Source organism: uncultured Thiodictyon sp. (genome assembly GCF_903828115.1).
Classification (GTDB): domain Bacteria; phylum Pseudomonadota; class Gammaproteobacteria; order Chromatiales; family Chromatiaceae; genus Thiodictyon.
In genome coordinates this window covers 1-26,275 of sequence record NZ_CAIKKU010000011.1, presented here as the reverse complement: position 1 = coordinate 26,275, position 26,275 = coordinate 1, and the positions used below count along the sequence as shown (strand labels likewise).

Below are 26,275 nucleotides of genomic sequence, written 5' to 3'. Positions count from 1 at the left end.
TGAACACATGTGAATCGACATAAGACCCGTGATCAAGAAACTGCCAAAGATGCTGATAGGCAGTGGCCAAAAGGCAAGTGGACAGGATGCGATCTTAACGATTGGTCGCACGAGAATGTTGCTCCACCGAGTTAGAGTCGACACCTAACCCTCTCTGTCATTTATGCGGAACGTGGTAAGCCCGTCTTGCCGCCCAACTGAGGGCAGGCGAATCGCAAGAGGATCTGTTGGGGAGGCGGGTAAAGGAAACTGGAGAAAGCGAACGCCGGGTGGTAACGACGCGGATAGGGGCTGAAACATCGCCTCACCCGAAAGGGGGCAGACTTCCAGTTGGTCTTGAATCGCGAGAACGTTTGTAGAACCATCACCACGGAGGCAAAGCAGATGATGATAGCAGCCGCTATTGGTGCAGCCCCCGGCCGTGAGGTTGACTGGCACAGTATCGACTGGGCCAAGGCATACCAAACGGTACGAAGGCTGCAAGCCCGTATCGCGAAGGCAGTGACGGACGGGCGCTGGAACAAGGTGAAAGCTTTGCAATGGCTCCTGACCCACTCGTTCTCAGGGAAGGCATGTGCCGTCAGACGAGTAATCGAGAATAAGGGACATAAGACGCCGGGCGTTGACAAGGAGACATGGAACACTCCCGCGTCAAAAACCAGAGCGGTCATGTCACTCAGTAGGAGGGGTTATCAGCCTCAACCGCTGAGACGGGTATACATCCCGAAGGCGAATGGCAAACAGCGTCCACTGGGCATTCCAACGATGAAGGATCGGGCCATGCAGGCACTTCACCTGTCGGCCCTGGAGCCAGTTGCCGAGACAACAGCAGACCCCAACTCCTACGGTTTCAGTCGGAACCGGGCCTGTCGCGATGCAGCGGAACAGCTCTTTATCAACCTCGCCAAGAAAACGGCGCCGGAATGGGTCCTGGACGCAGATATTGCCGGATGCTTTGACAACATCAGCCACGAATGGCTAATCGCTAACATACAGATGGATAAGAAGATTCTAGGGTCGTGGCTAAAGACCGGCTTCGTTGAAAATCAGCAATGGTTCCCAACGGAGGCCGGAACACCACAGGGGGGTATTATCTCTCCAACCCTGGCCAATATGACCCTGAACGGTATGGAAAAGGCGGTAAAGGATGGAATAGCGGAAGCCATTTCTATCAACGAGGCCAAGAAAGCGAAAGTCAACGTGGTTCGATACGCCGACGACTTCATTATCACCGGCGCCACACCACGGCACCTCGCGATCATCGTCAGCGTAGTAGAAGGATTCCTTGGCGAAAGAGGCTTAACCCTCTCACCCGAAAAGATACGGACGGCCCATATCGACGACGGGTTCGACTTCCTTGGATGGAATATTCGCAAGTATGGGGGCAAGCTCCTCATCAAACCAGCGAAAAGAAATGTGCAGAACCTTCTCCTCAACGTTCGGGGCATCATAAAAGGATCGGGAGCGATGCAGCAAGCGGCCCTGGTGGGACGCCTCAACCCCATCATCCGGGGATGGGCGAACTACCATGCCGGCCAGGTCAGCAAGGACACCTATTCCAAGGTGGACAACGACATCTGGCAAGGGCTCTGGAAGTGGGCAGGTCGCAGACACCCAACGAAAAACACACAGTGGATCAAGAACCGATATTTTCACCGGGAGGGTTCCCGGAGTTGGGTGTTTGGCATAAAGGACAGCAGCGGCGGCCGAACGGTCATCAGATCGAAGCTGATTAAGGCCGCAGATACACCGATCCGTCGCCATACCAAGATCAAGGCGGCGGCGAACCCGTTTGATCCCGAATGGGAACTATACTTTGAGGCGCGGGAAACCGCGGCCATGAAGAAGTCCCTGATCGGACGGGTGAAGACGCTGTGGGGAAAGCAGGACGGAAAATGCCCCGCCTGCAATCAACAGATCAGGGCGGGAGACGAATGGCATGTCCATCATAAAATCCCCAAGTACCTCGGCGGGGATGACACGCTGGCCAACCTGGCAATCCTGCACTCAAACTGCCACCGACAAGTCCACGCAAAGTACAAACTCGATGAACTACCGGCCCTGTGACAGGGGTTTAGCAAGGCTTGAGCCGTGTGCGGTGAAAGTCGCAAGCACGGTTCTTAGGGGGCTGGGTGGCGGTAACGTCGCCTGGCTACCCAACCCGGCCGCGACCGGCGATCGAGGCCCGTGTGACTCCGACCTCCCCCCGCCGCCGGCCCCGTCGGAGGCTGAGTCACCAAATGCGGGGGGGGGAGGGGGGCGAGACCGCGTCCGTGTCTCCAAGACAGCAGCCGACCGACCCGCGGGCGTCGGCAGACCGCCACTGCTCGGTTGCGGTGAAGGCGTGCAATCAGCATTATGGGCGGATCGGCGTCGATCATCGCCCCGGCGGTCCCGCGCGCGGCGAGGTCCCTGGGCGATGTCCGGAAAGCCCCATACTAAAAGGAGCGCGGGCGTTCCTCCCCGGTGGTGAAGCCGCCGGGGCGGGACGCCCCGACTCCCAGGAAGCGACATGACCACACCACTGCTGACCCGCACCCCCAGGCTCGACGGCGACGACCCGCAGGCCAAGCGCCGCGAGGTCTACGACCATTTCATCGCCACCTTCGACCGCTACGAGTCGCTCTTCGACACTCTGGCGACGGCGGATGCCTACTATCGCAAGCCGATCGCGCTGCGGCACCCGCTGATCTTCTATTTCGGCCACACCGCCACCTTTTTCGTCAACAAGCTGGTCCTGGCCGGACTGCTGGAGCAGCGCATCGAGCCCCGGTTCGAGTCGATGTTCGCGGTCGGGGTGGACGAGATGGGTTGGGACGATCTCGACGAGTCCAACTACGACTGGCCGTCCGTCCAGGCGGTGCGCGACTATCGCAACCGGGTGCGGCACGCGGTCTGTGCCCTGATCGAGCGCCTGCCGCTCACCTTGCCGATCGGCTGGGACAGCCCCTGGTGGCCGATCCTGATGGGCATCGAGCACGAGCGGATCCACCTGGAGACGTCCTCGGTGCTGATCCGCCAGCAGCGCCTGGACCTCGTGCGCACCGACCCGGCCTGGGCCCCCTGTCGGGAGACCGCTGAGCCGCCGCCCAACCAACTCCTGCCGGTTCCCGCCGGCACCGTGCGGCTGGGCCAGGACCAGGCGAGCGCCCCCTGGTACGGTTGGGACAACGAGTACGGCACCCACGAGGCGGAGGTCCCGGCCTTCGCGGCGGCGCGGATGCTGGTCTCCAATCGGGAATTCCTGGCCTTCGTTACGGCCGGCGGCTATGAGGACGACGGCTGGTGGACGGCCGAGGGCCTGGCTTGGCGTCAGTTCAGCCTGGCCCGCTATCCGACCTTCTGGGTCCCGCAGCCGGCCGGCTGGCGCCTGCGCCTGATGCTGGAGGAGGTCGCCATGCCCTGGAACTGGCCGGTCGAGGTCAACTACCACGAGGCCAAGGCCTTCTGTCAGTGGCAGTCGGCGCGGACCGGTGCGGCCGTGCGCCTGCCGACCGAGGACGAGTGGTATCGGCTCTATGACGCGGCCGGGGTGGCCGAGGTCCCGGTCGACGGGGCGGGGCCGGCCAATCGGCACCTGGACCACTGGGCGTCCTCCTGCCCGGTCGACCGCTTTCCGCACGGGGACTTCTGCGACGTGGTCGGGAATCTGTGGCAGTGGACCGAGACCCCCATCTATCCCTTCGCCGGGTTCCACGTCCACCCGCTCTATGACGACTTCACCACCCCGACCTTCGACGGGCGCCACAACCTGTTCAAGGGCGGGTCCTGGGTGTCCTGCGGCAACGAGTCCCTGCGTAGTGCCCGCTATGCCTTCCGCCGTCACTTCTTCCAGCACGCGGGCTTTCGCTATGTCGTCGGGGAGGCCCCCGGCCTGCCGCCCGCCTCGCATTACGAGTCGGACCGGCAACTCTCCGAGTATGCCGAATTCCACTATGGCGCCGAGTATTTCGGCGTACCCAACTTCCCCAAAGCGTTGGCGGACCTGGCGTTGCGCTGTGTCGGTGACCGGGCGTTGGGCCGCGCCCTGGACCTGGGCTGCGCGGCCGGGCGTTCGTCCTTTGAATTGGCACGTCGCTGCCCGGACGTGACCGGCATCGACTTCTCGGCCCGGTTCATCGGGCTGGGCGTGCAGATGGCGGGGGAGGGGGTCTTGCGCTACACCCTGGTGGAGGAGGGCGAACTGGTCTCCTGGCGCGAGGTCCGGCTCCCGGACCTGGGGCTCGAGGGGGTGCGCGAGCGGGTCGCCTTCGTCCAGGGCGACGCCTGCAACCTCAAGCCCCAGTTCGTAGGCTTCGACCTGATCCTGGCCGCCAACCTGATCGATCGGCTCTACAGTCCGGCGCTGTTCCTGGGCAGCGTCCATGAGCGGCTCAACCCCGGCGGTCTGCTGGTCCTCGCCTCCCCCTACACCTGGCTCACGGAGCACACCCCGCGGGAGGAATGGCTGGGCGGATTCAAGCGCGACGGGGAGAACGTCACGACGCTCGACGGGCTCAAGGCGGTCCTGGGCGGCCGGTTCCGACTCATTGAAGGGCCGGTGGAGATCCCGTTCGTGATCCGCGAGACCCGGCGCAAGTTCCAGCACAGTCTCTCCGAGGTGACGGTGTGGGAGCGGCGCTGATCGAGGCGAAACGCTGCCGCGCTCCGGTGTCGTCTTATGTCACGCCCCTTCAGGGCTCAGGACCTTTGGTACACACCACCCAGGGCGTTGCCCTGGGCTGGTATGTACGACCCCGTTGGGGTCGCGTGCTCGTAGTCACCTGTCATGGCTATTGATCAAGTATGCTCTCTTGGGCACGCTCCGCGCCCCAGGGCTGGGTAGCGCATAGCGAAACCCAGCAATCGACGCTCTAGGTGCGTGCCAACGATGGGTTTCGCTGCGCTCAACCCATCCTACAGGGTTATTTGTCCAGCCTCGTCGTCCCATGCGGGCACAGGTGTCGGCAACCGGCGGCATCCGCAGCCCCGAAGGGGCCTGACATACCAGCCCAGGGCAGCGCCCTGGGTGCGTGGTATCGATACGTTCAGCCCTGAAAGGGCGTGACAGCGGCGCCAAATTCAGGGCCTGCGAGGTCAGTAATTATAGGATTTGCTATGAACGATCAGGCCCCTGATTTCGACCAACCGATCGACCGCGACGGCACCGCCTCGCTCAAATGGGACGGGCGCGCCGGTCAGTTCGGCGACCCCGGGGTGCTGCCGCTGTGGGTCGCGGACATGGACTTTCCCGCGCCGGCGGCGGTTACCCAAGCACTCGCCGAACGGGCGGCGCACCCGGTCTATGGCTATACGCTCTTCCCGGACGCGCTGTTCACGGCCATGGCGGACTGGATGCGGGAGCGGCACGGCTGGGTCATTGAGCGCGACTGGGTGCTCATGGCCCCAGGGGTGGTGCCCTCGCTCAGCGCGACCGTGCTGGCCCTGACCCAGCCGGGGGAGGGGGTCATCATCCAGCCGCCGGTCTATGCGCCCTTCTTCTCGGTGATCCGCGCCAATGGCCGGCGGGTGGTCGAAAATCCGCTGCGGTGCGAGGCGGGCGGCTACACCTTCGACCTCGAGCACCTGGAGCGGTGCGCCGCCGACGCACGCCTGCTGATCCTGTGCTCGCCCCACAACCCGGTGGGCCGGGTCTGGAGCGGGGAGGAACTCGGGGCTGTGCTGGCCATCGCCCGGCGGCACCGCCTGGTGGTCCTGTCCGATGAGATCCACCACGACCTGTGCTTCCCCGGCGAGGTCCACCGGCCCCTGGCCTGCCTGACGGACGACCCCGCCGCCGTCATCACCGCGCTCGCCCCGAGCAAGACCTTCAACATCCCCGGGCTCGGGCTCTCCGCCATCATCTGCCTGGACCAGGAACAGCGCCGCGCCCTGAGGCACGTCTTCGACAGCTTCCATGTGAGTGCGAGCAACCCTTTCAGCGTCGCCGCCTTCACCGCCGCCTACTGCGCGGGCGGCCCCTGGCTCGATGCCCTGATGCCTTATCTGGCGGCGAACCGGGACTTGGCCCTGGACTTCATCGCCTGCCGCCTGCCCGGCATCACGGCGGTGCGGCCCCAGGGGACCTATCTGCTGTGGCTCGACTGCCGCGGGCTGGGACTGAGCGACGCCGCCCTGCGCGCCTTCTTCATCGAACGCGCCGGCCTGGGCCTGAGCCCCGGGACCATCTTCGGCACCGGCGGGAGCGGCCACATGCGGCTCAACATGGGCGCCCCGCGAATGGTGATCCAGCGGGCGCTGGGGCAACTCGCCGCGGCGCTGGGGGCGGTTTAGCCCTGCACCCTGCGCGTTGGTTGGCCGGAACGACGATCAGGGCCGGGAGGGGCCTTGATCAGGATTCCGGCCACGGGCGGGTGTAGGTCGCCCTTCAGGGCGACCAGGCATCCGGTTTCCTGAAATCGCGGTCTCTCCCCCTTTGAAGTCAGGTATCCGCCCATGTCCGTTCCCGCGTTACAGATGCCCGTCCTGCCGCGACTGCCCACCGAGGACGATCTCCCCTATGAGGACGGTATTCCGATGGAATCCGCGCGCCACTTTGCCCAGCTTGAACTGCTGATCCAGACCCTGCTGCCCTGGGCCATCGCGCGCGGCGACGTGGCGGTCGGCGGCAACCAATTCGTCTATTTCAGCGGCGAGCAGGTCCGCGGGCGCCATTTCCGCGGCCCGGATATCTATGTGGTCACCGGGGTGCGCCGTCGCGAGCGCAAGTCCTGGGTGGTCTGGGAGGAGGGCAAGGGCCCGGACGTGATCGTCGAGCTGCTCTCCGAGAGCACCGCAGCCTTCGACAAGGGCGAAAAGCGGCTGGTGTATCAGGACCAGTTGCGGGTGCCGGCCTACTACTGGTTCGACCCCTTCAACCCCGCGGACCGCGCCGGCTTCGTCCTGCGTGGCAGCCGCTACCGCCCCATCATGCGTGATGCCGACGGCAACCTGCCGGTGGCGGTGCTCGGCCTCAAACTGGTGCTGTGGGAGGGCGAGTTCGACGGCATCGCCGCGACCTGGCTGCGCTGGGCCGATCGGGACGGATTGCTGCCACTGCCGGTCGAGGTCGCCAGCCGACGGGCCGCGGCGGCGGAGACGCGGGCCGAGGCCGAACAGGCACGGGCCGAGACTGAACGCACGCGCGCCCAGGCCGAGCGGGAACGGGCCGAGCACGCCGAACAGGAACTCGCCCGCCTGCGTGCGCTGCTGGCCGGGCCGGGCAATTCGGACCCACGGCAGCGGTAGGGTTTCAGGCCAGCGTCGATGCGCAAGCCTGAGCGCCCGAGCCACCTGCCGTGATGACCCAGGTGCGCCGGGATATCCGTGCCGTCGGCCTCGATCATAATTCCGGCCACGGGCGATTGTCGGTCGCACTTCAGGGCGACCAGGCATCTGGTTTCCTGAAACCGCGGTCTCTCACCAGGCATCGTCGGCCCGGTGGGACGCCCGATCGTCACCAAGCCGACGGCGCGTGCGATTCCCCGTGGTACGCAGGACTCGCCTGAACGGCACCTGAGGTCTGCGGGAGCCCGACTACGCGCAGATCGGCGCCAGCTTGGCCAACACCTCGTCCATGATCGCCTCGGGTACCCGCTCCAGCCGCCTGCCGCCCCGGGCGGCGATGTCCAGTGTGCGGGGCTGGTCGCAGCGCACCACGCCGGTCGTCTGGGTCCCGGCGCCGACCAAGGACACCGCGAACCCCGCGGTCCGGGCAAAGGACCCGCCGCTCGTAATGGGCACCACCACCGCAGCCTTGGTCACGCGGTTAAACGCGCCCGGGGAGACGATCAGGACGGGTCGCCGCCCCTGCTGCTCATGACCAGCGGTCGGGTCCAGCCCCACCAGATAGATGTCGCCGCGCTCCATTAAATCAGCTCGTTGCCCACCGGGCGCTCGGAAACCCAAGCGCGCTCTTCGGCGGACGACGGGGCCTCGGGCGCGCACTGCGCAATGAGTTCCGCCAGCGTGTAACGCGGCCGGCGCAGCGGCTCGACGATCAGCCGTCCCGCATCGACATCGACTCCCACGGTAGCGCCGGCGTGCAGTTCCAAGATGTCGAGCAACGCCCGTGGAACCGCCAACATCACGGAGCCGCCGACTTTGCGTAGTGTGGTTGTATGCATGGTAGCCCACTCCAGTTTTACTTCTATATAACACCGAAACGAGCCCTAGGCAAGTACTGAGACCGGGCGCGGGGGGGCGTAGCACCCGCACTGGGCGTGTGGTGCGCTGAGTGCCCTTCGAGTCGGTGTCGATTGAGAGCAGGCGTCGTCTCGTCGGCAACTTTGCGACCTCCAGACGGGGTGGTGCGACCGTCGCGGCGGCGAGGGCCGGGAGCGCCGACAGCAGTCTCTGGGTGCCGCTCGGATGTGGAATCGGACCATCCTCATTCGAGAAGCGAAGCCCTGCAGCACTTTGCGCAGTTGGCTAAAGAAGAAACCATGCCTATCCGGTTAACGCCCAAGCAGCGGGTCCAACCCAACGGATGGGGCCGAATTCGCATAGACGGGCGCCGATATGCCCACTTCTCGGCCTGCCAAAGTGGCTTGCTGGCTGGAAAAGCCCTGACGTGGAACCGTTGGGTGTTAACCGGATAGGCATGGAACTTTCATGTTCCGGGGTGACGGTCAAGCCTTCATGGCCGTTAGCCGCGACCCAAGGGCGCGGCGACCCGCGACGCTCGGACCACCCGCGAGGTCTCGTCGCGGCTGAAGCCGCTCCCACAGGGTCGCTGCGCGACCTTTACGGTCAGCCATCCGCCGGAAACACCCCCGGAAACAGATAGGGCACCGCCGCCATCGGCAGCCCCAGGCGCACCGGTCCCTTGGCGCTGTCGCAGACCAGGAGCCCTTCCGCCAGCAGTGCGGCGAGCACCGCCCGCCCGGCCCGCTCGCCGTAGCCGGTGAGCGCCGCGGCCTCGCCGCGCGCCAGGGCGCCGCGCAGGAAGACCGCAAGCAACACGGGTGCGCTTGCGGGCTTGAGCGGCGGACCCGGGAGCGTGCCCGCGGCGCGCAGTTGCACGTAGGCGGCGATGCGCCGCTCCATCTCGTCGGTGCGCAGGAAGTCGCCCATGTAGCGCGCCTGGTCGATGCAGGTGGCGAGGAAAAACCGGCAGAAGTCGATGAGACCGGCGAGGGTCAAATGACCGCGCCCGTCCAGATCGCCGCGGCGCGGGGCATCGGCCGCGGCGAGCCGATCGAGATACTCGGCCCGCTGGCGGGCAAGACCGCGGCTCGCGGACCAGAGCCCATCGCCCTTGATGCCGCCGGCGGCCAGGTAGGCGTCGGTGAAGAGTCGGGCGATGCGCCCGTTGCCGTCCAGGAAGGGATGTATCCAACTGGAGCGCGCGCCGGGCGGGCTCCGCGGCATAGTCGGCGCGCATGGCCCGCTCGATGTCGATGGGGTGGGTGCGATGGCCCTCGATCAGGTTGGAGTAGTAGCTGTTGATGGTTCGCAGCAGGTCGCGCAGCGTCGCCTCGGTGATCGGGTGCAGCCGCCCGGCGGCCTGCGCGGACGCGGCGACCAGGGCAAGGGCGAGATCGGCCAGGTCCCCCGGGTCGCCGTCGCGGCCGGGGAGCATGGGCTCCATTGCGGAAGGGTCGCGGACCATGTTGCTGTGCCGATCTTTGCGGAGACTAACAGATTGACATAAAAGCTTCCTGCTGTCTCTTGGGGCGGAGAGGCAGGGCGCTCGTGCCGGTCTGGGTTCCGACGAGGATGGCCACGCCATCGCCGTCTCATCCGGACGAAGCGGCCGGCGATGAACAACATCCAGCGAGTGCAAATGAGCGCAAGCAAAGAAAACGATTGTTATACTTAGCCGACTAATCACGGCATAAAAGAAACAATGTTTGCTGTTACGTCGGAAGAGTCCGCGGCCCTCCAAGCCTTGGGCGCGCGCCTGCGCCGCCGCCGCCTGCAGGCCGGCGAGCCGCAACAGCGCGCCGCCGCCCGGATCGGCGTCTCACTGCCGACCTACCGCAAGCTGGAGCGGGGCGACCCGGGGGCCCAGATCGGCGTCTGGGTGCGCGCGCTGCGGCTCTACGGCGCCCTCGACGACCTGGCCCTGCTGTTGCCCGAGTCCTTGTTCGATGAGGGCGCGACGCGCCAACGGGCCGCCCGGAGTGGCCGTTGATCGCCCTCCAGGTCTGGCTGCGCACGCTTGCCGGTGCCCTGCTGCCGGCCGGGGAGGTCCGTGTCGCGGACCCGGACCAGCGCCGCGGCGGTCTGCTGCGGGGTGAGTTCCGCTATCACGCCCCTTTCCTGGACCACCCGGACGCCTTCGCGCTCGACCCGCTGCACCTGCCCCTGAACCCCGGCGTCTTCGCGGCCGAACGACCCCATTCCGGTATCCATGCCTGCTTCGAGGATTCACTGCCGGACGCCTGGGGTCGGGGTCTCCTGATCCGCCGTCACGCGCTCCCCCGGCACCGCCAGACCCCGCCGGAACTGTTGGCCCTGCTCGGTGCCGATGCGCTCGGCGCCCTTGCCTATACCACCGATTCGGACGCTCCGACGCCATCGGCGGCGGCGGCCCCCGCCCCCGCTCTGGAGTCACTCATCAAGGCGGCGGAACGCTACGATCGAGACCCCGGCGCCGTGGATGACCAGGCCCTCGCCCTGCTGTTCCAGGCCGCCAGTTCCCCCGGCGGTGCCCGCCCCAAGCTGCTGATCGAGCAGGCAGGGAAGGGCTACATCGCCAAGCTTGCCGCCGCCCGCGATGAGGTCGACATGGTGCGGGTGGAGGCCGCCTGTCTGGCCCTGGCGCGCGACGCCGGGCTGCCGGTGCCGGCCTTTCAGGTCGCGTCCTTCGGTCGCCGGTCCGCCCTGCTGGTCGAGCGCTTCGACCAGGCCCCCGCCGCCGGCCGCTACCACGTCCTGAGCCTGCAGACCTTGACCGGCGCCGAGGGCTATTACCAACTCGGCTACAGCGACCTCGCGGACTGCGTGCGCCGCGTCAGCGCCAGGCCCGAGACGGATCTGCCGGCCCTCTACCGCCAGATGGCCTTCAACGCCGTACTCGGCAATACGGATGATCACCTGAAGAACTTCGCACTGCGCCGCGAACCCGCCGGCTGGCGCCTCACCCCTGCCTTTGACCTCTTGCCCGACGTCGCCCAGCGCGGGGAGCACTGCCTGCACTTTGGCCCCGTCGGCCATCGGCCCAGCCTTGCCGCGCTGCGGACCCTCGCCGGGGCCTTCGGACTCTCCGGGCAGCGGGCGGGGCGGACCCTGGCCGAGGTCGGCGCGGCCGTCGCCGGCTGGCGGGGGCGCTTCGACGAATACGGGGTGCCGGCCGCGGACTGCGCGCGGCTGGGGCGGGATCTGGAGCGGCGGGTGGCGGGCTAGAAGTGGTACTGGAATCGCAGTTGGTTGAAGTTGATCCCGGGGTTGGGATGATCGATGCCGGCGTTGGACAGGTGCTGCATACAGTAGCTCAGGTCATATTGGCCGCGGGCGCCGAAGCGCAGGCCCACCGCGACCTGATCGGCGAATTGGAAGCTGGTGCTGAAACGGATGCGGTCCGAGATGTCCTTGTCGCTGAGCAGGTGGGCGCCAATGGCTAGCTCCACATAGGGGATGACGCCGAACTGCGTGCTCACCCGCTCCAATCGGAATACCGGCGTCAAGCTCAAGTCGGTCACTTCATGGTCAACCAGGCGGTCCAGGGTACGCCAGTAACCGACGGCGACCTCCCAATAGCCGCCGAGTGACCAGTGGTCGCTGATCCGCCGACTCTTTTTCCACTCCCACTGCGCCCCGACGCGCGCCAGTTCGGTCGGGGCCTCATGGGTGGCGAAGGAGCGGCCCACTTCAAATGAAACGCTATCGACGGCGCCGCTTGGAGCGGCCGTTAGCGTCAGGATAACGAAGAGGTTGAACGCTTGAGTGAGGGGGGCGTAGTTCTTATTATTTTCAATGCAATACGTAACGATTGTCGTCCCCTCTGTATTTCGTTGTCGTAATCGGAGTAGTGATGCAATGTGGGGTGCGAGAGAATCCGGGGCGCCACGATAACCTCGATTACGACAACGACAACCACCTCCGCACAACCACCTCCGCGGGGCGCTAGCATAGCGCCAAAGCGCCAAATTCGCCAAGGTTTTTCGGTGCGTTATCAAGCGATGAAAGGTCCTTGTGGGAGCGGACTGCGGCCGCGATGCGGCGCCGCGGCCAACGCCGACGCCGCGTTCCGCACGCGGCCCGTCGCGGCTGAAGCCGCTCCCACAGCGTCGCTGCGCGACTTTCAGGGTAAGCGGCGGCCTGCGGTCGCGTCCTCAGGGTCCGCCGTGTGGCGGAACGCGTCTTAAGGATCAGCCCAGACGCAGGGTCTTTTTGTAGAAGCGCGGGACCTCGTCGGGGTCGGAGGTCATGAGGATGTTGTCGAGCAGCCAACTGGGGGTACGGCCGGCGCGGACCATGCGGGTGAGTTGGGTCTTCAATCCCTCCCAGTAGAAGTCGCCGCCGGAGCTGTCGAGGAACACGACGGGGCTGGCCTCGATGACGCCGAGTTTCATGTCGGTCAGGGTCAGTCCGATCTCCTCCAGGGTGCCGACCCCGCCGATGAGGAAGATGTGGAAGCTCGCGATCTCGAACCAGCGCTGGCGCGACTGCCGGCTGCGCGCCTGGAAGGTCTGGTAAAAGTCGGCGGTCTTGTTGGTCTCCTGGTCCATGGTCTCGATGAAGCTGGAGCCGGCCATGAGGCCCAGTCGGTGGGCGGTGTTGGTGACCTGCTGCATGGATCCGGGGCCGCCGCCGGTGAGGATGCCGATGTCGTTGCCGAAGAGCCCCTGAAGGTTTTCGATCAGTCGTTCGGTGTGCGTGATTTCCTGATCACTCAATGGTTTGATGGAGCCGTAGATGGCGAAGACCAGGGCGGAGCGGAAGCGGTCGAGCTTGTCCGGGGTGGTGAAATAGCCGCGCAGGCCGCGGAAGGCGTGGCGCACCACATGGGTGCGGGCCTCGTTGCACCAGTAGACCTCCAGCCCCAGGCCCTCATAGTCAGCCAGGCGGCCGTGGTCGCGGTCGGAGAGGAAGACGCCGTGCTCGAAGGAGGGGCGGCGAAAGCAAAGGCGGGCGATCTTGCGGCGCAGGGCCGCGGCGCAGATCTCGGTGTGCTCGATGAGGTTGGGGAAGTAGCCGAGCAACAGGGTGGCCGCGGCGCCGTCCGGGAGTTGGTCCAGCGGGGCGGCGTTGTCGGCGGGCACCGGGTAGTGCTCGGCCGCGGCGCGGGGGCTGCCGGGATTGTCCTCGCGGGCGCACAGCAGGTCGGGCGCGGCGCCGCGCAGCAGGGCGGCAGGGTCGGTGGTGGCGGCCATCAGGCGGTGACAGTCCCCGGTCATGAGGGGCGAGGCCTCCAGTCGATCGAAGACCTGGAGCAGCGCCCGGTACTCGGGCTCGGCGGCGCTCGGCTGGGGCCGGGGCCCGCCGTACCAGTAGCGGTGCTCCGGCTCCAGGCGGGTCGCCTCGTGGACGGTGGCGGCGACCGTGGGATTGACGATGAGCTGGTCGGAGCGGTTGATGAACTCCAGATAGACGTTGGTGCCGCGGGTGGAGACCGGGTCCAGCACCGTCGCCTGGAGGTGGAAGCCCAGTGAGTCATCCAGGTTCTGGAGCACGACATAGTGCCGGTGCAGGAACATGGAGCAGGCGGTGACCAGACCGTCCATGGGCGCCAGCTCGATGTTGTCGACCGCGGTGCGGACCTGGAGCCGGTTGAGCAGTTCCTTGCCGTCGGCGTGGTTGGCGACGGCAGTGACCTCATCGAACGTCAGCGGCTTGCGGAAACGGAAAACCTGTTGCTGGGGGCGCAGGATCAGGTAGCCGTGGGCGTCGAGTGAAAAGCCGGTCGGTACCTGGAGCTGGTTGTCCCGGATCAGGCCGTGGATCTCGGTGGAACTGAGCCGGGTATCCTGGGGGCAGAAGACCAGCCGGCCGACCGCCAGCCCCGGCACCACCAGCCGGTCCAGGTGCTCGGCCATGCCGTAGGCGTGGATGGCGGCGACCACGGCCAGACGCAGGTCGCAGGAGCGACCGTTGAAGACCGGGTCACCCAGCGGGGTGATGTTGATCCCGAGCCGCGCCAGGCGACTGCGGGCGGCGAAGACCAGTTCGGACTCACGCCCCCGGACCAGGTCGTGGAAGCGGCGGGGGAGGTTGAAGTGTGCCTCCACCACCAGGGCCTCGCCCTCGTGTCCGTGGACCTTGGTCAGCCAGCCGTCGTCGGTTTCGGGGGTTGCGTACATCGGTGTCCTCGCGCGTCCTTAAGGTTCATTGATCGCGGTCGGCCCTTCCCCGGTCGGCCGCGTCGTCTTCGACCTGCAACAGTTCCATGGTGGCTGCCCCATCCGCAAAGCCCTGGACCCAGGTCAGGTCATCGACTCCGCTGACCAGCATGAAGATGCCGACCCCCCGGTAGCGGCTGGCCAGACGGCCGACGATCCGGTCCCGATCGATCAGGAATTCCAGTGTGCCCGGCTTGCTGTCCGGGCGCAGCGCCTTGATCGAGTCGTTGAGCAGTCGCGACTCGGGGGCCTTGTTCAGGGTTGGCAGACTGCCGAAGACGTTGACATCAGACCCCCCGAAGCTTCCGTAATTGCTGCCCTTCATGAACACATGCAGGGCGCCGCGCAGGGGGTCATGGGTATTGTCCGACCAGCCGAGTCCCAGGGTCGGATCGGTGGCCGTGAAGGTGAGGGTGCTGTCCGCGGCGGGGGCGAAGGTCTTGGGGTCCGGGGCATAGTCCACCTGATCGCCCGCAAAGGTGAAGTTCGCCACCGTCTGCTCGGTGGTCAGCAGGCCGGCGGACGCGGGCAGGACGCAGCAGGCGGCGAGAGCGATCAGGGCGCCGCGGGCCCGCCGCCGGCCCGGGATTGCGGCCGTCCTCACAGCAGCTTTTCGATCGCCCGCACCAGTTTGTCGCTCTCCGGCGCGGTGATGCTCCCGTAGTAGTCGACATAGTTGCCGTCGCGATCGATCAGGTACTTGTAGAAATTCCACTTGGGGTAGGGGGCACCGGCGGCGGCCAGGCGTTCAAACAGCGGGGTGGCGGTGCCCTTGGTGACGCTGACCTTCTCAAACATCGGGAACTCGACCGAGTAGGTGAGCCGGCAGAATTTCTGGATCTCCTCCTCGCTGCCGGGCTCCTGCTTCATGAAGTCGTTGGAGGGGAAGCCGAGCACCACCAGACCGCGGTCCTGGTATTTGCGATAGAGCGCCTCCAGCCCCTCGTACTGGGGCGTGAAGCCGCACTTGCTGGCGGTGTTGACCACCAGGATCACCTTGCCGCGATAGGTCTCGCACAGGTTGACGACTTCCTCGCCGGCGAGGCGCCGGACGCTGAGGTCGAGCAGCGGCGGACAGCTCGGGGTCGGCGGCGGGGTGTCGGCGGCGACGCCCCCGCTGATGGCGGCCAGGCCGATAGCGAACAGTGTGCTCTTCATGATGGATGCTCCCGGGTGAACAATGCTTGACCAAGGGGAAATGGTGGGCACCGCCGGATAATGCAATCTTACCCCCTGACCGCGTCAGTTCCGGGTCAAGGCGCGGCAGTCGCGGCGGTTTGAATGCGGGCGACCCGGACCAATCTCCCGGACAACCGGTGACGGGGGGGGCTTGTGCTGCCCCGGCACCTCAGATTCGGCAACCCCTGGGCAGGAATGAGGCAACGATGAGAGACTGGGTCAAAGGTACGGTGGTCGGCAGGCACGTCTGGACGGACGGTCTCTACAGCATCCAGATCGACGCCCCGGTGGCCGACTTCAGGGCGGGCCAGTATGTCAAGATCGCCCTGGACATCGACGGCGAACGGGTGAGTCGGGCCTACTCGCTGGTCAGCCCCCCGCAGGACCGACCGCTGGAGGTCCTGTTCAACGAGGTACCCGGAGGCCCCTTCACCCCCTATCTGTCGGGCCTCACCTTGGGTGACTCGGTGTGGGTTTCCGCCCAGCCCGGGGGCATCTTCACCCTCGAGTTCGTGCTGCCCGCCGACAGCCTGTGGCTGCTGGCCACCGGCACGGGCGTCGGCGTCTATCTCTCCATGCTGCGCACCCCGGACCCCTGGGAGCGCTTCCGGCGCGTGGTCCTGGTCCACGGCGTGCGCCACGCCGCCGATCTGGTCTACAGCGAGACCATCGCCGCCATCGCTGCGCGCCACGGCGAGCGTTTTGTCATGGTCCCGGCGGTCAGCCGGGAGGCCTATCCCCCGGGTCTGGACGGGCGCATCACCGATCTGCTGAACAGCGGGGCACTGGAGGAGCGGGCGGGTGCGCGCATCGCGGCGGCGTCCAGCCACGTCATGCTGTGCGGCAACTCGGCCATGATCAAGGACGCCAAGCTGATCCTGGAGGGGCGCGGACTGGTCCGTCACCGGCGCCACGTGCCGGGTCAGTACAGCGCCGAGCACTACCACTGAGTGGGAGCGCCCGCCTGATGCGTGAAGCGGGAGTTTCGATACCAGTCTGGCGAGTGAGCAAGGCCCAAGAAATTAGACAGGATTAACATGTCGTCGCAGATCATTCCCGAAGCCAATTATCTCATGCGCATGGCCGATGGGACCATCAAGCAGGTCAATCCCTTCACTCACACCGAGGTCTGGACCGTGCCGGGCCGGGGGAATCGGCCGCTGGGGGTGATGTCAGCCAATCCGGCGCCGCTCGATCCGGCGCAGCACGACGCCCACTGTTCGTTTTGTGCCCGCCGTTATCTGGAGACGCCTCCCGAGAAGGCGCGGTTGATCGCTACCGGGCAGGGTGTCGCGACGCTGCGCCAACTGCCGGCCGCGAACCTGTTCGATACGGTGGCGCAATTTCGCCGCATTCCCAATCTGTTCGAGATCGTGTCCTTCGACTATTGGCAGAAGAACTTCGACTACCGGATGCCGGAACACCTCGCCGCGCACCAGCGCAGCTATCTGGCCGCGGAAGCGGGTCGCCGACACGTACTGCAAGTGGTGGAGCAGCGTTTGCGGGCCACCGGGCTCACTGAGGATGAGTGCCGGCTGCTGTCCGTTGACGAGCGTCTGCAACTGTCCAACGCCTTCTTCGGCGGCGGCCATGAAGTGATCGTCGCCCGCCGCCATTTCACCGATGGCGCCACCCATGACGATCAACTGGCGTCCTCGGGCACCCTGACCCCCGACGAGCACGACCGGTACATGAGCTTCACGGTCGAGGCCCTGCGTGAGGTGTATGCCAACAACCGCTATGTCCGCTATGTCGCGGTATTCCAGAACTGGCTGAAACAGGCGGGCGCATCTTTTGATCATCTGCACAAACAGTTGGTGGCGATCGACGAGCGCGGGGTGCAGAACGAGTTGGCTTTGCTGCGGGTACGGGATAATCCGAATATCTACAATGAAGCAGCGGTGAATTTCGCCGGCTACCGCAATCTGGTGGTGGCTGAAAACGACCACGCCGTCGCCTTTGCCGGCTTCGGCCATCGCTACCCGACCCTGGAGATCTTCTCCAAGAGTGAGCACAGCCAGCCGTGGGACCACTCGGCGGCAGAACTGCGCGGCATTTCCGATCTGGTGCACGCCTGCCACGCCGCCGCCGGGCCGGGCATCCCCTGTAACGAGGAGTGGCACTACAAGCCGCCCGATGTGGCCCTGCCGATGCCCTGGCGCATCCTGATCAAATGGCGCGTCTCGATGGCGGCGGGGTTCGAAGGCGGCACCAGGATCTATGTCAACACCATCGATCCGGAGGCCCTGCGCGACCGCGTGGTCCCGCGGCTCTTTGAACTCAAGAACGAAGGGCAGATCGCGGCGATGAAAATCGCCTTTGAGTGCGCCTGCACGCCCAACTGCCTGCGCTACAACCCCGCGGTGCGCAAGTAGGCCGGGTCGCGCGCGGTGGGGTTGCGGATCAGTGAAAACAAGTTAAACACAGACGCAATCGTTGTCGTTGTCGTTATCGTTGTCGTAATCGAGATTATCGTCGTGCTCCGGATTCTCTCGCATCGCAAAGTGTATCGATTCACCGATTACGACAACGACAACGACAACGACGCTGACAGCAGTCGCTGACGGACTTGCCTGACTTATTTGGTGAACGGTTCCTAGCTCCGACCACGCTCCGCGCGCGCGGCGCTGACCACCTTGCGATTCTCGAAATGTCTCACCGCGACATAGGTGGCCCAGCCGAGCAGCGCGATGGCGACGATGAAGGCGCCATAGGCCACCGGCCAGGCAAGGCCCGCGGTCATCATCGAGAATTCCGACATGCCGCCGATGCCGGCCAGGATGTTGAGCGGCATGAACACCACACCGAACACGGTCATCCGGCTCAGCCGCTTATTCTGGTTGATATTGATGACGCCGATGGTGGCGTCCATCAGAAAGTTGATCTTGTCGAAGAGAAAGGCGGTGTGGCTGTTCAATGATTCGATGTCGCGCAGGATTTGTTGGGCGTCATCACGCTGCGGCGGCGTCAGAATCTTGCAGCGCATCAGGAACGACAGGGCCCGCTGGGTGTCGAGGATATTGTTGCGGATGCGCCCGTTGAGGTCTTCTTCTTCGGCGATATCGGCGAGGATGGCGGCCGCCTCGTTGTCACTGATGTCCCCGCTCAACACCTGGCGCCCGACCTTGCCGAGCGTGGCATAAATATCCTCGAGCGAATCGGCCGAATACTCGACATCGGTGCCGTACAGATCGAGCAGCAGGTCCTTGCAGTCGGACGCATAATCCGGCAGGGTCGTAGCGCGGCGCCGCAGCAGGCGGAAGACCGGAAGTTCCTCGTTGCGCACCGAGAACAGTATCCCCTGATGCTGGATGAACACGACCGGCACGCTGCGTGAATCCCCCTCCCGGTCCAGCAGGAAATTGGAGTGCAGATGAATGTCCTGATCTTCTTCGACATGGAACCGGGAACTCACCTCCAGATCGGTCGCCTCACCCGGGTCCGGCAGGACCAGACCGAAGTGCTTGCCGATGTAGGTGCGTTCGGTCTTGGTGGCATTGAGCAGGTCGATCCAGATGGTCTGCAGGCCCTCCAGGTCCCGGCGGCGGCGGATGCTGACCTGCCGCAGGCGTCCCGCCACCAGTTCATACGCATTCATCTGGCTGTCGGAAAACCCGGGCTCCTGTGCCCCCGCCAACTGCTCGCCCAGGCAATCGGAGACCTCCCACAGGATGTCGCTCTGACGTTCCGGGGTGACCTGGGTCCAGAGGCGGACGGCCTCCTCGCCGCTCAGCGACTCCAGGACCCGCGCGATGTCATCGGCGGGCAATTTCATCAATAAGTTGTGAAGCTCCGCCAGGTGTTGGCGGGCCACGATGGTTTCGACCAGCGCCTGGCGCGGCTGGTGTTGGTTATGGACCAGGTCTTCCACCAGCCGGTGCTTGTTGAGCAACTCGATCATTCGTTCGCGGGACATCATTCTTCCTTCTGAGACAGATTGCTGCGCGTCACCGCCCGGGGGCGGGAGAACTCCGGGGCCGCAGGTCCGGCAGGCGCTGCGCGGGCATTGGGGCCGACCGGGCATAGACTCGCGCCTGCCAGGCCAGGGGTTTCCGCGGCCCCGGGTCCGCGAGGATGTTGACACCAGGCGCCGTCGCCTCCAAGACTGCCAGGCATCGGCAGCGTACTGGATCGGAGGGAGGTGGTCCACGAAACCGCCGACGGCGGACGGCTCCTGGTGCGGGACGGGGTACTTTACTGCAACAGGCCATGGGCCTGGGCGGCGTAGAAGAAGATCAGCGGCTTGGCGGCGGTCGCGATGGCCGAGTGCGTGGCCACTGAAGGTGACCCCCCACGGGCGGTGGACCTGTGCGGTCAGTGCGGCCGTGTTCCTGTTCTCCTGACCCTGAACGCGCAACAACCGGGGCTTGATTGCGGCACCAACCAGTCGACGGCCGCCTTGGCGGCCCTGGCCGAGGCCCTGCCGTTCCTCGTCATTCACGGTATCGTCATCTACGGTTATCCGGACATCACGCCTGATTGCCAGGATCCACCCGCGTCACCGCGGGGCGGGGCGTGCGCCGCAAGACCGACCCAACGGGCGGCAACTGTCCCCGTCCCGACCCGCGACCGCCGCCTTCCTTCCCGTCGATCCGAGGAGAACCCCATGTCTGTCTTGCGACCCATTGCCGTCGGCGCCCTGTGCCTGATCGGCCTCAGCCCGGTCTCCAGCAACCAGGTCCAGGCGGGCCAGTTTGACCACTACCGCGGCATCAACACTACCGCGCAGGTCGGCCCGCGACCGTTCTTTCTGATCGACGACATGGCCGCCGGCCCCCTGAAGTCCACCCTCGCCGCCTGTACCGCCCGCACCTTCCGCAAGAGCGCCTTCTCCATCGGCCATCGCGGCGCGGCGCTGCAGTTCCCGGAGCATACGCTGCAGTCCTATGTCGCCGCCGCGCGTCAGGGCGCCGGGATCATCGAATGCGATGTGACCTTTACCAAGGACAAGCAATTGGTCTGCCGCCATTCCCAGTGCGACCTGCACACCACCACCAACATCGTCGCCACCGAGCTGAACCAGAAATGTACGCAGCCGTTCAGTCCGGCTGAATACGACGCCGTCGGCAATCGCACCAAGGCGGCCGGCGCGGCGTGCTGCACCAGCGACATCACCCTGGCCGAGTTCAGGACCCTGCGCGGCAAGATGGACGCCGCCGACCCCAATGCCCGCACCCCCGAGCAATTTCTCGGCGGCACCGCGGATTGGCGCACCGACCTCTACGCCGGCCCGACCAGCGGCACCCTGTTGACCCACGCCGAGAGCGTCGAACTCTTCAAGACCCTGCGCGTCAAGCTGACCCCGGAGCTGAAGGCACCGAGCGTCGCGATGCCCTTCGACAGCGATGGCGACGCCACCCCGGACTACACCCAGGAGCAATACGCCCAGCAGTTGATCGACGAACTGCGCGCCGGCGGCGTGCGCCCGCAGGAGGTCTTCCCGCAATCCTTCCAGATCGCGGACATCCGCTATTGGATCACCAATGAACCGCAATACGGCGCCCAGGCGGTCTATCTCGACGATGCCGATTCCATCGTCGATGTACCGGACGCCGCCGAGTTGCAGGGCTACAAGGCCGAGGGCATCAACTACGTGGCACCGCCGTTGTGGGAGTTGCTGACGGCGGCCGGCGGCAACATCGTGCCGTCGCAATACGCGATCAACGCCAAGGCGGCGGGCCTGAAGCTCATCGCCTGGACCCTGGAGCGCAGCGGCCGGCTCGCCGACAGCGACCACGGCGGCTGGTATTACCAAAGCATTAACGGTGTCGTGAACCGCGAGGGCGACACCCTGCGCACCCTGGACGTGCTCGCGAAGGACGTGGGCATCGTCGGCATCTTCTCCGACTGGCCCGCCACGGTGACCTTCTACGCCAACTGCATGGGCCTGTAGACGCACAGCGGCGCGGCCCCCGGCCGCGCCGCCGCGCCCGCGCCCCCCAATGTCCCAACAGCGGATCACCACCATGCGACATGTTACCAACCGCCTGCGCGCCCTCACCGTCGGCTTGGCCCTGACCCTCGCCAGCCTGGCGGCCCAGCCGGTCGCCGGCGCCTTCGACGCGACCGCCTACGCCGTCCTGCGCCTCACCGGCATCGCTGCACCGGGCGGACTCAGCGGTCTGACGATCACCGGCAGCCAGGGCACCAATCGGCACCTCACCGGCGGCGCCTCCGGCACCGCCGCCGTCACCTTCACCGACGACCCCCTGGGCCTCGGCCTTGGCTTCGACACCAGCATCGGCGCCACCACCGTCGGCCGGGGCGACGCCGACGGTGCCACCCAGGCCGACCTGACCATCGCGCTAGTCAATGGCAGCGCCGGGACCATCCGCCTCAGCTACGCCCTGGCCTACCACCTCGCCGCCGGCGCCGGTCTGGATGGCGTCGGCGCCGACGCCCTAGCCGAGGTCTTCCTTGACCTGTTCATCGACGGCGTCGTCGTCGCTGGCCCGGATGCCCTGTCCCGGACCTTGACCGACGATCCCCGCGGCACCCGCGCCGGGGCGCCGCTAACCGACAGCGCCGCCTTTACCATCGAGTTGCTCCCGGACGAGACCGCCCGCATCGATCTCACCATGAACGCCTACGGCGAGTCCGCCGCACCCCTGCCCCCGGCGCCGCTGCTGCTCGGCCTTGGCCTCGGTCTGCTCGGCTTCCAACGCCGCTGCCGCGTTCTCCGCGCGGCCCGTCGCGGCTGAAGCCGCTCCCACAGCGTCGCTGCGCAGCTTTCACGGTAAACCATGATTGAGGCCGTCGGGAGCGTCTGAGCCGCCCCGGCCGGGCTGAAGCCCGACCTACAGCGGGTCAGGTCAGCCCGCCTTGTTCTCGCCGCGATTGGCGTCGAGCACGCGTTGGTAGCGCTCCGGGTCGTTTTTCAGCATGAGCACATAGTCCTCGACCAGCCCCTGCCAACCGAACCCGCCGTGCTCCTTGAGCTTGAGCAGGGCGACCATGAGCAGCTTGGCGGCGGCCCTGGTTTCGCGATCCTGGCCCTGGGCGTACCAGGCCACGAGCTCGTCGTAGAGTGCCTCGACCTTCTCGATCGGTGTCATTGAGTCACCTTGCGGTGCGTTGGACTTGAGGGTGCGCGGTCGGACGGAATCAATCGATCGCATAGGTTTCCACGACCACGTACTCCGGGTCTTCGCTGCCCTGGTCGTAGACGAAGATCAGCGGCTTGGCGGCGGTCGCGATGGCCGCGTGCGCGGCGGCGCAGGCGGCACCGAGGCGCACCGACCCGTCGGGCGCCCATTGCGCATTGCGGCTGCGCGACAGGCGCAGGTCCGCGTACCAGTCATCCTTGTGCCCCGACTGAGCGCCGGTCCAGTGGGCGTCCTTGGCGCGGGTGCCGCCCTGCCAGACATCCACCGGGACACCGACGCGGTAGCCGTGCGACCAGACGTCCTTGAACTCCTTCGGCGCCTTGTCGTCGCCGCAGATCTTGGTCGGATTGGCCTTGGCAGCGGACTTTGCCGTGATGTCGACCAGGACCCAATCGGTCTTGGCCTCCTTGATCACCCCCTTGTTCTGGGCCAGCCTGACGATCACCGGCTGGCCGGCCAGTTGCAGCAGTTTCGGCCAGTTGTCAGCGGTGGCGGAGAAGTTGAGCGCGGTGTCACCGGCCAGGCAACTGGACTCCACTGACTTGTCGGCACTGCTGAGCCAGCCCGCGTTGCTACCCTTGAACGAGGTCTTCATCAGGTCACAGTTCAGGATGCGCACCACCGGCGCTGAACCGGCTACCGCGACGCCGGCGTTGTCGAAGGTGCCGGCCGGCAACGGCGCGGCGGCGGTCAGGAACAGGGCAGACATGATCGTCGTGGACCATTTCATCACGGGTCTCCGTTACGGGCTGGGTTGTTGTGGGATGGGTTGACGGGATTGCCGGCGAGCCGATGCCGGTATCCGGCGGGGGTTTCGCGTGTCCGGCAAGCCGCGCGCGCAACCCTGGGGCGTCCCGCGTGCGGCCGCTTTGCCATGGTGCCGAAAGGCCATGCCGGGTTACCCGATGCGCCAGCCGGGCCAAGGGAGTTTAACCGCGTTCTGTTGCGCCTTTGTGACGCTCAAGTGACCGGATGATGTCGGCGCGACGGGTGCGTAAGCCGCCGCGGGTCACCAAACCGCGGGTCCCTGTTCGGAACAAGTCCAACGATGACCCCTGTTCGCTAAATCCGTGGCCCGCTGCGCCCCGCTATTGCGGCCGATGGATGGGTTCGGCCGTTCAATTCAATCCCGCCGCCACTGCGCCAAGGCCAGCACCAGGCGGTTGACGATGGCACGCGTGGGCGCGATGTTGTCCGGGTTGTGCAGGATCAGGTCGCGGTTGATCTCGATGGTGAGCGGCTGTTTGCCGCGCAGGGCTTGCGGATCGAAGCGGTTCAAGGAGTTGCCGCCGGTATAGGGGTGGTTGTAGCGGATCACATCGCAGAAATTGAAGTCCACGTCCAGGTCGCCGACGCTGGTCTCGACGATCTCGGACAGGGTCAGCAACAGGGCGCGCTCGGCAAAGCACTGGTTGGATGGGGTGCCATCCGCATCCCCGTCGTTGCCGAACATGAAGAGCGGTCGCAACTCCCCCTTATCCTCAGCGCCGCGGGTGCCGATGCCGGGCATGGTGTGACAGAACACCACCTTCTCGATGGCGGGGCTGGCGACCAGCTCGGCAAGGCGGCGGCGGTGCGGTTGGATGTAGCGGTCGATGACCTGCTGGCGCGCCTGGGCCGGGAGCCCGCGGTCGGACTGGTAGATCTTCACACCCTGGCTGGTGAGGGTCTTGACGGTCCCATCCGCATCGATGTCGTCGCAAGGGCGGTTGGGGTCCGCGTGGGCACGCCAGATCATGAAGCGCAGCACATGGGGGGCGGCGGGCAGGTCCAGGTAGAGCTCGTCGGAGAATTCGTCGGAGTCCTCCCGTCGGTCACCGGGGGTGAATTTTGGCGGTAGCCGGTAGGGCCGGTGTAGCGCAGCACCGCGCCGATCCGGTCCGCGAAGTGCTCCCGGTAATATCCGCTCCAGTAGGCGGAGACATCCACGGTCAGGTCCACCGCGGCCTCGTCCGCCAGGGTGATGAAGTCCCCGCCCAAGAGCAGGAAGCGGGCGGCCTGGCAGCTCAGGTAACGCTCGCCGCGCAGAAAGAAGTAGTCGTAATCGCCGACCAGCGCCTCGCCGGGGCGGTAGAGCGGGTAGCGCGGCAGGTGCAAGGCCGGGCGGCCCAGTGCGAAGAGGTCGGACAGGGAGCCGGCGGTGCTCTTGGGCCAGGGGGTCAGGGTCTGCGGGCGGGGTTGGGGACGGCCCCAGGCACGCGGTGCCGGGCCTCCGATTTGCCGAGGCCTGTACACGGTGGATTCCTCCGTCGGTTTGACGCTCAGGACACATAACGCGGCGCGGGTCAGCCACCCTCGCAGGGTCAGCCCGGACTTCTTTTCAACCAGTCCAGGTTCAGTGCAAGCTTAAATCATGATCCGGTTTTCGGGGTCCACTAGAGTCTGTACGAAGGGCGACAGCGGCGTCAAGACCTTGGTCGTGACGCCGGGCGCCCAGGCCTGGACGGGTTCATGATGGCGTCACGCGGTCATGCAGTCGTCACTGAAAGCGGCCGGACGCCACTGTCTTCTGATGACAGAAACCCGCCGCGAGTGCCACGGGGAATCAGGCCGCGCGGGTCCGCCTGATCCACTGGGTGAGCGTGCCGTACAATTCCTTGAGCCCGACCGGCTTGCTCAGATAGTCATCCATCCCGGCCTCCAGGCAGCGTTCCCGGTCGCCCGGCATGGCCAGCGCGGTGAGCGCGATAATCGGGGTGCGCCGCAGCGCCGGGTCCATGCGCAGGCGCCGCGTGGTCTCCAGTCCGTCCATCCCGGGCATCTGGACATCCATCAGGATGAGATCGGGGCCCTGGTCGCCGGCCAGGGTGATCGCACTGGCGCCGGTGCGGGCGGCGAGCACCTCGCAGCCTTTGATGCGCAGATAGGTCGACAGCATCTCCAGATTGCTCTCATTGTCCTCGACCAGCAGGACTCGCGGTCGCACCGGCGGCTCGGCCCGGGCACCAATGTCATCGGGTCGCGCCTCGTCCGGTCGGAGTTGATCAGCACTCTGCGCCTGCGGGTCCCAGGGCAGGACGATCTCGAAACGACTGCCCCGCCCCACTTCGCTCTGTACATCGATCCGGCCCTGGTGCAGTTCGGCCATCGCCGAGGCGAGCGCCAGCCCGAGCCCGCTGCCGTCATACTGGCGCGCCGGCCGGCTGTCCAACTGGACGAAGGGCTGGAACAGGCGCTCAAACTGGTCTGCCGGGATGCCGACACCCCTGTCCCAGACGCCGATCCGCAGCTCTCGCAGGTCAGGGTTGGCGGTGACCTCCAGCCCGATCGCCCCACCCTGCGGCGTGAACTTGACGGCGTTGCCGAGCAGATTGACCAGCATCTGTTTGAGCCGGCGGCTGTCGCCCAGCACCAGACGGACCCTGGGGTCGAAGGTGGTCGAGACCGTCAGCTCCTTGCGCCTGGCCGCGGGGCCGATCAGACGCAGGCCGCTGTCACAGAGTTGGTTCACGGGTACCTGGTCCCAGTGCAGCTGCATCTGCCCGGAGGCGACCCGCGACATGTCCAGGATGTCATTGATGAGTTCGAGCAGATGGGCGCCGTTCTCGTGCATGATGTTGACCGCCCGCTCCTGCTGGGTGGTCAGAGGGTATAGACAAAATTAAGTCGTTGTCGTCATGCGTCGTAGAAGGATCCGCGCCTCAGTGAGCCAGACCCAGGCTTCGGACACGCACAGCAGGCGATCATGGTGCATGATCAAACGGCGTGCGCGCTCGTTCCAGG

Annotated in this window: 24 protein-coding genes and 1 pseudogene; 10 read left to right on the top strand and 15 right to left on the bottom strand. The window is 66.0% G+C overall.

All coding sequences use genetic code 11. The features are described 5' to 3' along the window. The first annotated feature begins 384 nt into the window (after positions 1–384). The 4 genes from ltrA (at position 385) to QZY48_RS00425 (ending at position 7,227) form a co-directional block, all read left to right on the top strand. Positions 385–2,067, top strand: a complete 1,683-nt coding sequence (gene ltrA / locus QZY48_RS00440) for a group II intron reverse transcriptase/maturase (RefSeq protein ID WP_295426402.1) — start codon at positions 385–387, stop codon at positions 2,065–2,067. Between the two features lie 445 nt (positions 2,068–2,512). Continuing rightward, on the top strand, positions 2,513–4,624 hold the full coding sequence (gene ovoA, locus QZY48_RS00435; protein WP_295426401.1) for a 5-histidylcysteine sulfoxide synthase: 2,112 nt from the start codon (positions 2,513–2,515) through the stop codon (positions 4,622–4,624). Positions 4,625–5,097: 473 nt separating this feature from the next. Continuing rightward, positions 5,098–6,273, top strand: a complete 1,176-nt coding sequence (locus QZY48_RS00430; protein WP_295426399.1) for a MalY/PatB family protein — start codon at positions 5,098–5,100, stop codon at positions 6,271–6,273. A 162-nt stretch (positions 6,274–6,435) separates the two neighbouring features. Next, entirely contained in the window at positions 6,436–7,227 is a 792-nt protein-coding gene (locus tag QZY48_RS00425; RefSeq protein WP_295426397.1) for a Uma2 family endonuclease, read from the top strand. Between the two features lie 288 nt (positions 7,228–7,515). On the opposite strand, the gene QZY48_RS00420 is transcribed toward QZY48_RS00425, so the two are convergent. The 3 genes from QZY48_RS00420 to QZY48_RS00410 all read right to left on the bottom strand — a co-directional run bounded on the left by QZY48_RS00420 (position 7,516) and on the right by QZY48_RS00410 (position 9,351). Then, positions 7,516–7,848 carry a type II toxin-antitoxin system PemK/MazF family toxin gene (locus tag QZY48_RS00420; protein WP_295426395.1) on the bottom strand — a complete coding sequence of 111 codons (333 nt, stop codon included), beginning with the start codon at positions 7,846–7,848 and terminating at the stop codon, positions 7,516–7,518. Next, positions 7,848–8,105 carry an antitoxin gene (locus QZY48_RS00415; RefSeq protein WP_295426393.1) on the bottom strand — a complete coding sequence of 86 codons (258 nt, stop codon included), beginning with the start codon at positions 8,103–8,105 and terminating at the stop codon, positions 7,848–7,850. The genes QZY48_RS00420 and QZY48_RS00415 overlap by 1 nt, the downstream gene beginning before the upstream one ends. A gap of 625 nt (positions 8,106–8,730) precedes the next feature. Further along, positions 8,731–9,351 carry a Fic family protein gene (locus QZY48_RS00410; RefSeq protein WP_295426391.1) on the bottom strand — a complete coding sequence of 207 codons (621 nt, stop codon included), beginning with the start codon at positions 9,349–9,351 and terminating at the stop codon, positions 8,731–8,733. A gap of 478 nt (positions 9,352–9,829) precedes the next feature. Between QZY48_RS00410 and QZY48_RS00405 the strand changes: the two genes are divergently transcribed. Beyond that, positions 9,830–10,117 (top strand): helix-turn-helix domain-containing protein, encoded by a 288-nt coding sequence (locus QZY48_RS00405; RefSeq protein WP_295426389.1) that lies wholly within the window; start codon positions 9,830–9,832, stop codon positions 10,115–10,117. Continuing rightward, positions 10,114–11,331: a type II toxin-antitoxin system HipA family toxin gene (locus QZY48_RS00400; protein WP_295426387.1), complete on the top strand. Its 1,218-nt coding sequence runs from the start codon at positions 10,114–10,116 to the stop codon at positions 11,329–11,331. Before QZY48_RS00405 ends, QZY48_RS00400 begins: the two co-directional genes overlap by 4 nt. On the opposite strand, the gene QZY48_RS00395 is transcribed toward QZY48_RS00400, so the two are convergent. The 4 genes from QZY48_RS00395 to QZY48_RS00380 all read right to left on the bottom strand — a co-directional run bounded on the left by QZY48_RS00395 (position 11,328) and on the right by QZY48_RS00380 (position 15,425). After that, entirely contained in the window at positions 11,328–11,795 is a 468-nt protein-coding gene (locus QZY48_RS00395) for an acyloxyacyl hydrolase (protein WP_295426385.1), read from the bottom strand. The genes QZY48_RS00400 and QZY48_RS00395 overlap by 4 nt on opposite strands. Before the next feature lie 501 nt (positions 11,796–12,296). Then, a complete protein-coding gene (locus tag QZY48_RS00390; RefSeq protein WP_295426383.1) occupies positions 12,297–14,228 on the bottom strand; it encodes an LOG family protein in 1,932 nt (643 codons plus the stop codon). Between the two features lie 25 nt (positions 14,229–14,253). Beyond that, positions 14,254–14,871: a hypothetical protein gene (locus tag QZY48_RS00385; RefSeq protein WP_295426381.1), complete on the bottom strand. Its 618-nt coding sequence runs from the start codon at positions 14,869–14,871 to the stop codon at positions 14,254–14,256. Continuing rightward, on the bottom strand, positions 14,868–15,425 hold the full coding sequence (locus QZY48_RS00380; RefSeq protein WP_295426379.1) for a glutathione peroxidase: 558 nt from the start codon (positions 15,423–15,425) through the stop codon (positions 14,868–14,870). Before QZY48_RS00380 ends, QZY48_RS00385 begins: the two co-directional genes overlap by 4 nt. Before the next feature lie 227 nt (positions 15,426–15,652). Here QZY48_RS00380 and QZY48_RS00375 point away from each other — a divergent pair, with 227 nt between their 5' ends. Next, a complete protein-coding gene (locus tag QZY48_RS00375; RefSeq protein WP_295426377.1) occupies positions 15,653–16,396 on the top strand; it encodes a ferredoxin--NADP reductase in 744 nt (247 codons plus the stop codon). Between the two features lie 87 nt (positions 16,397–16,483). After that, positions 16,484–17,821 (top strand): DUF4921 family protein, encoded by a 1,338-nt coding sequence (locus QZY48_RS00370; RefSeq protein ID WP_295426375.1) that lies wholly within the window; start codon positions 16,484–16,486, stop codon positions 17,819–17,821. Here the strand turns inward: QZY48_RS00370 and QZY48_RS00365 are convergent. Both QZY48_RS00365 and QZY48_RS00360 read right to left on the bottom strand, forming a co-directional pair. Further along, positions 17,797–17,949: a hypothetical protein gene (locus QZY48_RS00365; RefSeq protein ID WP_295426374.1), complete on the bottom strand. Its 153-nt coding sequence runs from the start codon at positions 17,947–17,949 to the stop codon at positions 17,797–17,799. The genes QZY48_RS00370 and QZY48_RS00365 overlap by 25 nt on opposite strands. 93 nt (positions 17,950–18,042) lie before the next feature. After that, complete coding sequence (locus QZY48_RS00360; RefSeq protein WP_295426372.1) at positions 18,043–19,362, bottom strand: magnesium and cobalt transport protein CorA; 1,320 nt, start codon at positions 19,360–19,362, stop codon at positions 18,043–18,045. Between the two features lie 690 nt (positions 19,363–20,052). Here QZY48_RS00360 and QZY48_RS00355 point away from each other — a divergent pair. Together QZY48_RS00355 and QZY48_RS00350 are read left to right on the top strand one after the other, a co-directional pair. Further along, positions 20,053–21,339, top strand: coding sequence for a glycerophosphodiester phosphodiesterase family protein (locus QZY48_RS00355; protein ID WP_295426371.1), 1,287 nt, complete (start codon positions 20,053–20,055; stop codon positions 21,337–21,339). Positions 21,340–21,412: 73 nt separating this feature from the next. Continuing rightward, complete coding sequence (locus tag QZY48_RS00350) at positions 21,413–22,147, top strand: hypothetical protein (protein WP_295426369.1); 735 nt, start codon at positions 21,413–21,415, stop codon at positions 22,145–22,147. A gap of 111 nt (positions 22,148–22,258) precedes the next feature. Here the strand turns inward: QZY48_RS00350 and QZY48_RS00345 are convergent, their stop codons facing one another. From QZY48_RS00345 to QZY48_RS00320, 6 genes and pseudogenes are all read right to left on the bottom strand, one after another. Then, positions 22,259–22,501: a hypothetical protein gene (locus QZY48_RS00345; RefSeq protein ID WP_295426368.1), complete on the bottom strand. Its 243-nt coding sequence runs from the start codon at positions 22,499–22,501 to the stop codon at positions 22,259–22,261. A 49-nt stretch (positions 22,502–22,550) separates the two neighbouring features. Beyond that, complete coding sequence (locus QZY48_RS00340; protein WP_295426366.1) at positions 22,551–23,282, bottom strand: hypothetical protein; 732 nt, start codon at positions 23,280–23,282, stop codon at positions 22,551–22,553. A 393-nt stretch (positions 23,283–23,675) separates the two neighbouring features. Next, complete coding sequence (locus tag QZY48_RS00335; RefSeq protein ID WP_295426404.1) at positions 23,676–24,320, bottom strand: N-formylglutamate amidohydrolase; 645 nt, start codon at positions 24,318–24,320, stop codon at positions 23,676–23,678. After that, positions 24,287–24,787: a hypothetical protein gene (locus QZY48_RS00330; protein ID WP_295426406.1), complete on the bottom strand. Its 501-nt coding sequence runs from the start codon at positions 24,785–24,787 to the stop codon at positions 24,287–24,289. The genes QZY48_RS00335 and QZY48_RS00330 overlap by 34 nt, the downstream gene beginning before the upstream one ends. A 310-nt stretch (positions 24,788–25,097) precedes the next feature. Continuing rightward, complete coding sequence (locus tag QZY48_RS00325) at positions 25,098–26,105, bottom strand: response regulator (protein ID WP_295426364.1); 1,008 nt, start codon at positions 26,103–26,105, stop codon at positions 25,098–25,100. Between the two features lie 48 nt (positions 26,106–26,153). Further along, positions 26,154–26,275 (bottom strand): annotated as a pseudogene (locus QZY48_RS00320) (IS5/IS1182 family transposase); the annotation flags it as partial.

What these genes read in the sequence shown, in the direction of transcription:
- QZY48_RS00380 (WP_295426379.1), bottom strand. Translation starts at nt 15,425, where the DNA reads ATGAAGAGCACACTGTTCGCTATCGGCCTGGCCGCCATCAGCGGGGGC.
- QZY48_RS00375 (WP_295426377.1), top strand. Translation starts at nt 15,653, where the DNA reads ATGAGAGACTGGGTCAAAGGTACGGTGGTCGGCAGGCACGTCTGGACG.
- ovoA (WP_295426401.1), top strand. Translation starts at nt 2,513, where the DNA reads ATGACCACACCACTGCTGACCCGCACCCCCAGGCTCGACGGCGACGAC.
- ltrA (WP_295426402.1), top strand. Translation starts at nt 385, where the DNA reads ATGATGATAGCAGCCGCTATTGGTGCAGCCCCCGGCCGTGAGGTTGAC.
- QZY48_RS00415 (WP_295426393.1), bottom strand. Translation starts at nt 8,105, where the DNA reads ATGCATACAACCACACTACGCAAAGTCGGCGGCTCCGTGATGTTGGCG.
- QZY48_RS00405 (WP_295426389.1), top strand. Translation starts at nt 9,830, where the DNA reads ATGTTTGCTGTTACGTCGGAAGAGTCCGCGGCCCTCCAAGCCTTGGGC.
- QZY48_RS00325 (WP_295426364.1), bottom strand. Translation starts at nt 26,105, where the DNA reads ATGCACGAGAACGGCGCCCATCTGCTCGAACTCATCAATGACATCCTG.
- QZY48_RS00410 (WP_295426391.1), bottom strand. Translation starts at nt 9,351, where the DNA reads ATGCCGCGGAGCCCGCCCGGCGCGCGCTCCAGTTGGATACATCCCTTC.
- QZY48_RS00420 (WP_295426395.1), bottom strand. Translation starts at nt 7,848, where the DNA reads ATGGAGCGCGGCGACATCTATCTGGTGGGGCTGGACCCGACCGCTGGT.
- QZY48_RS00430 (WP_295426399.1), top strand. Translation starts at nt 5,098, where the DNA reads ATGAACGATCAGGCCCCTGATTTCGACCAACCGATCGACCGCGACGGC.
- QZY48_RS00340 (WP_295426366.1), bottom strand. Translation starts at nt 23,282, where the DNA reads ATGAAATGGTCCACGACGATCATGTCTGCCCTGTTCCTGACCGCCGCC.
- QZY48_RS00360 (WP_295426372.1), bottom strand. Translation starts at nt 19,362, where the DNA reads ATGTCCCGCGAACGAATGATCGAGTTGCTCAACAAGCACCGGCTGGTG.
- QZY48_RS00370 (WP_295426375.1), top strand. Translation starts at nt 16,484, where the DNA reads ATGTCGTCGCAGATCATTCCCGAAGCCAATTATCTCATGCGCATGGCC.
- QZY48_RS00345 (WP_295426368.1), bottom strand. Translation starts at nt 22,501, where the DNA reads ATGACACCGATCGAGAAGGTCGAGGCACTCTACGACGAGCTCGTGGCC.
- QZY48_RS00390 (WP_295426383.1), bottom strand. Translation starts at nt 14,228, where the DNA reads ATGTACGCAACCCCCGAAACCGACGACGGCTGGCTGACCAAGGTCCAC.
- QZY48_RS00350 (WP_295426369.1), top strand. Translation starts at nt 21,413, where the DNA reads ATGCGACATGTTACCAACCGCCTGCGCGCCCTCACCGTCGGCTTGGCC.
- QZY48_RS00355 (WP_295426371.1), top strand. Translation starts at nt 20,053, where the DNA reads ATGTCTGTCTTGCGACCCATTGCCGTCGGCGCCCTGTGCCTGATCGGC.
- QZY48_RS00425 (WP_295426397.1), top strand. Translation starts at nt 6,436, where the DNA reads ATGTCCGTTCCCGCGTTACAGATGCCCGTCCTGCCGCGACTGCCCACC.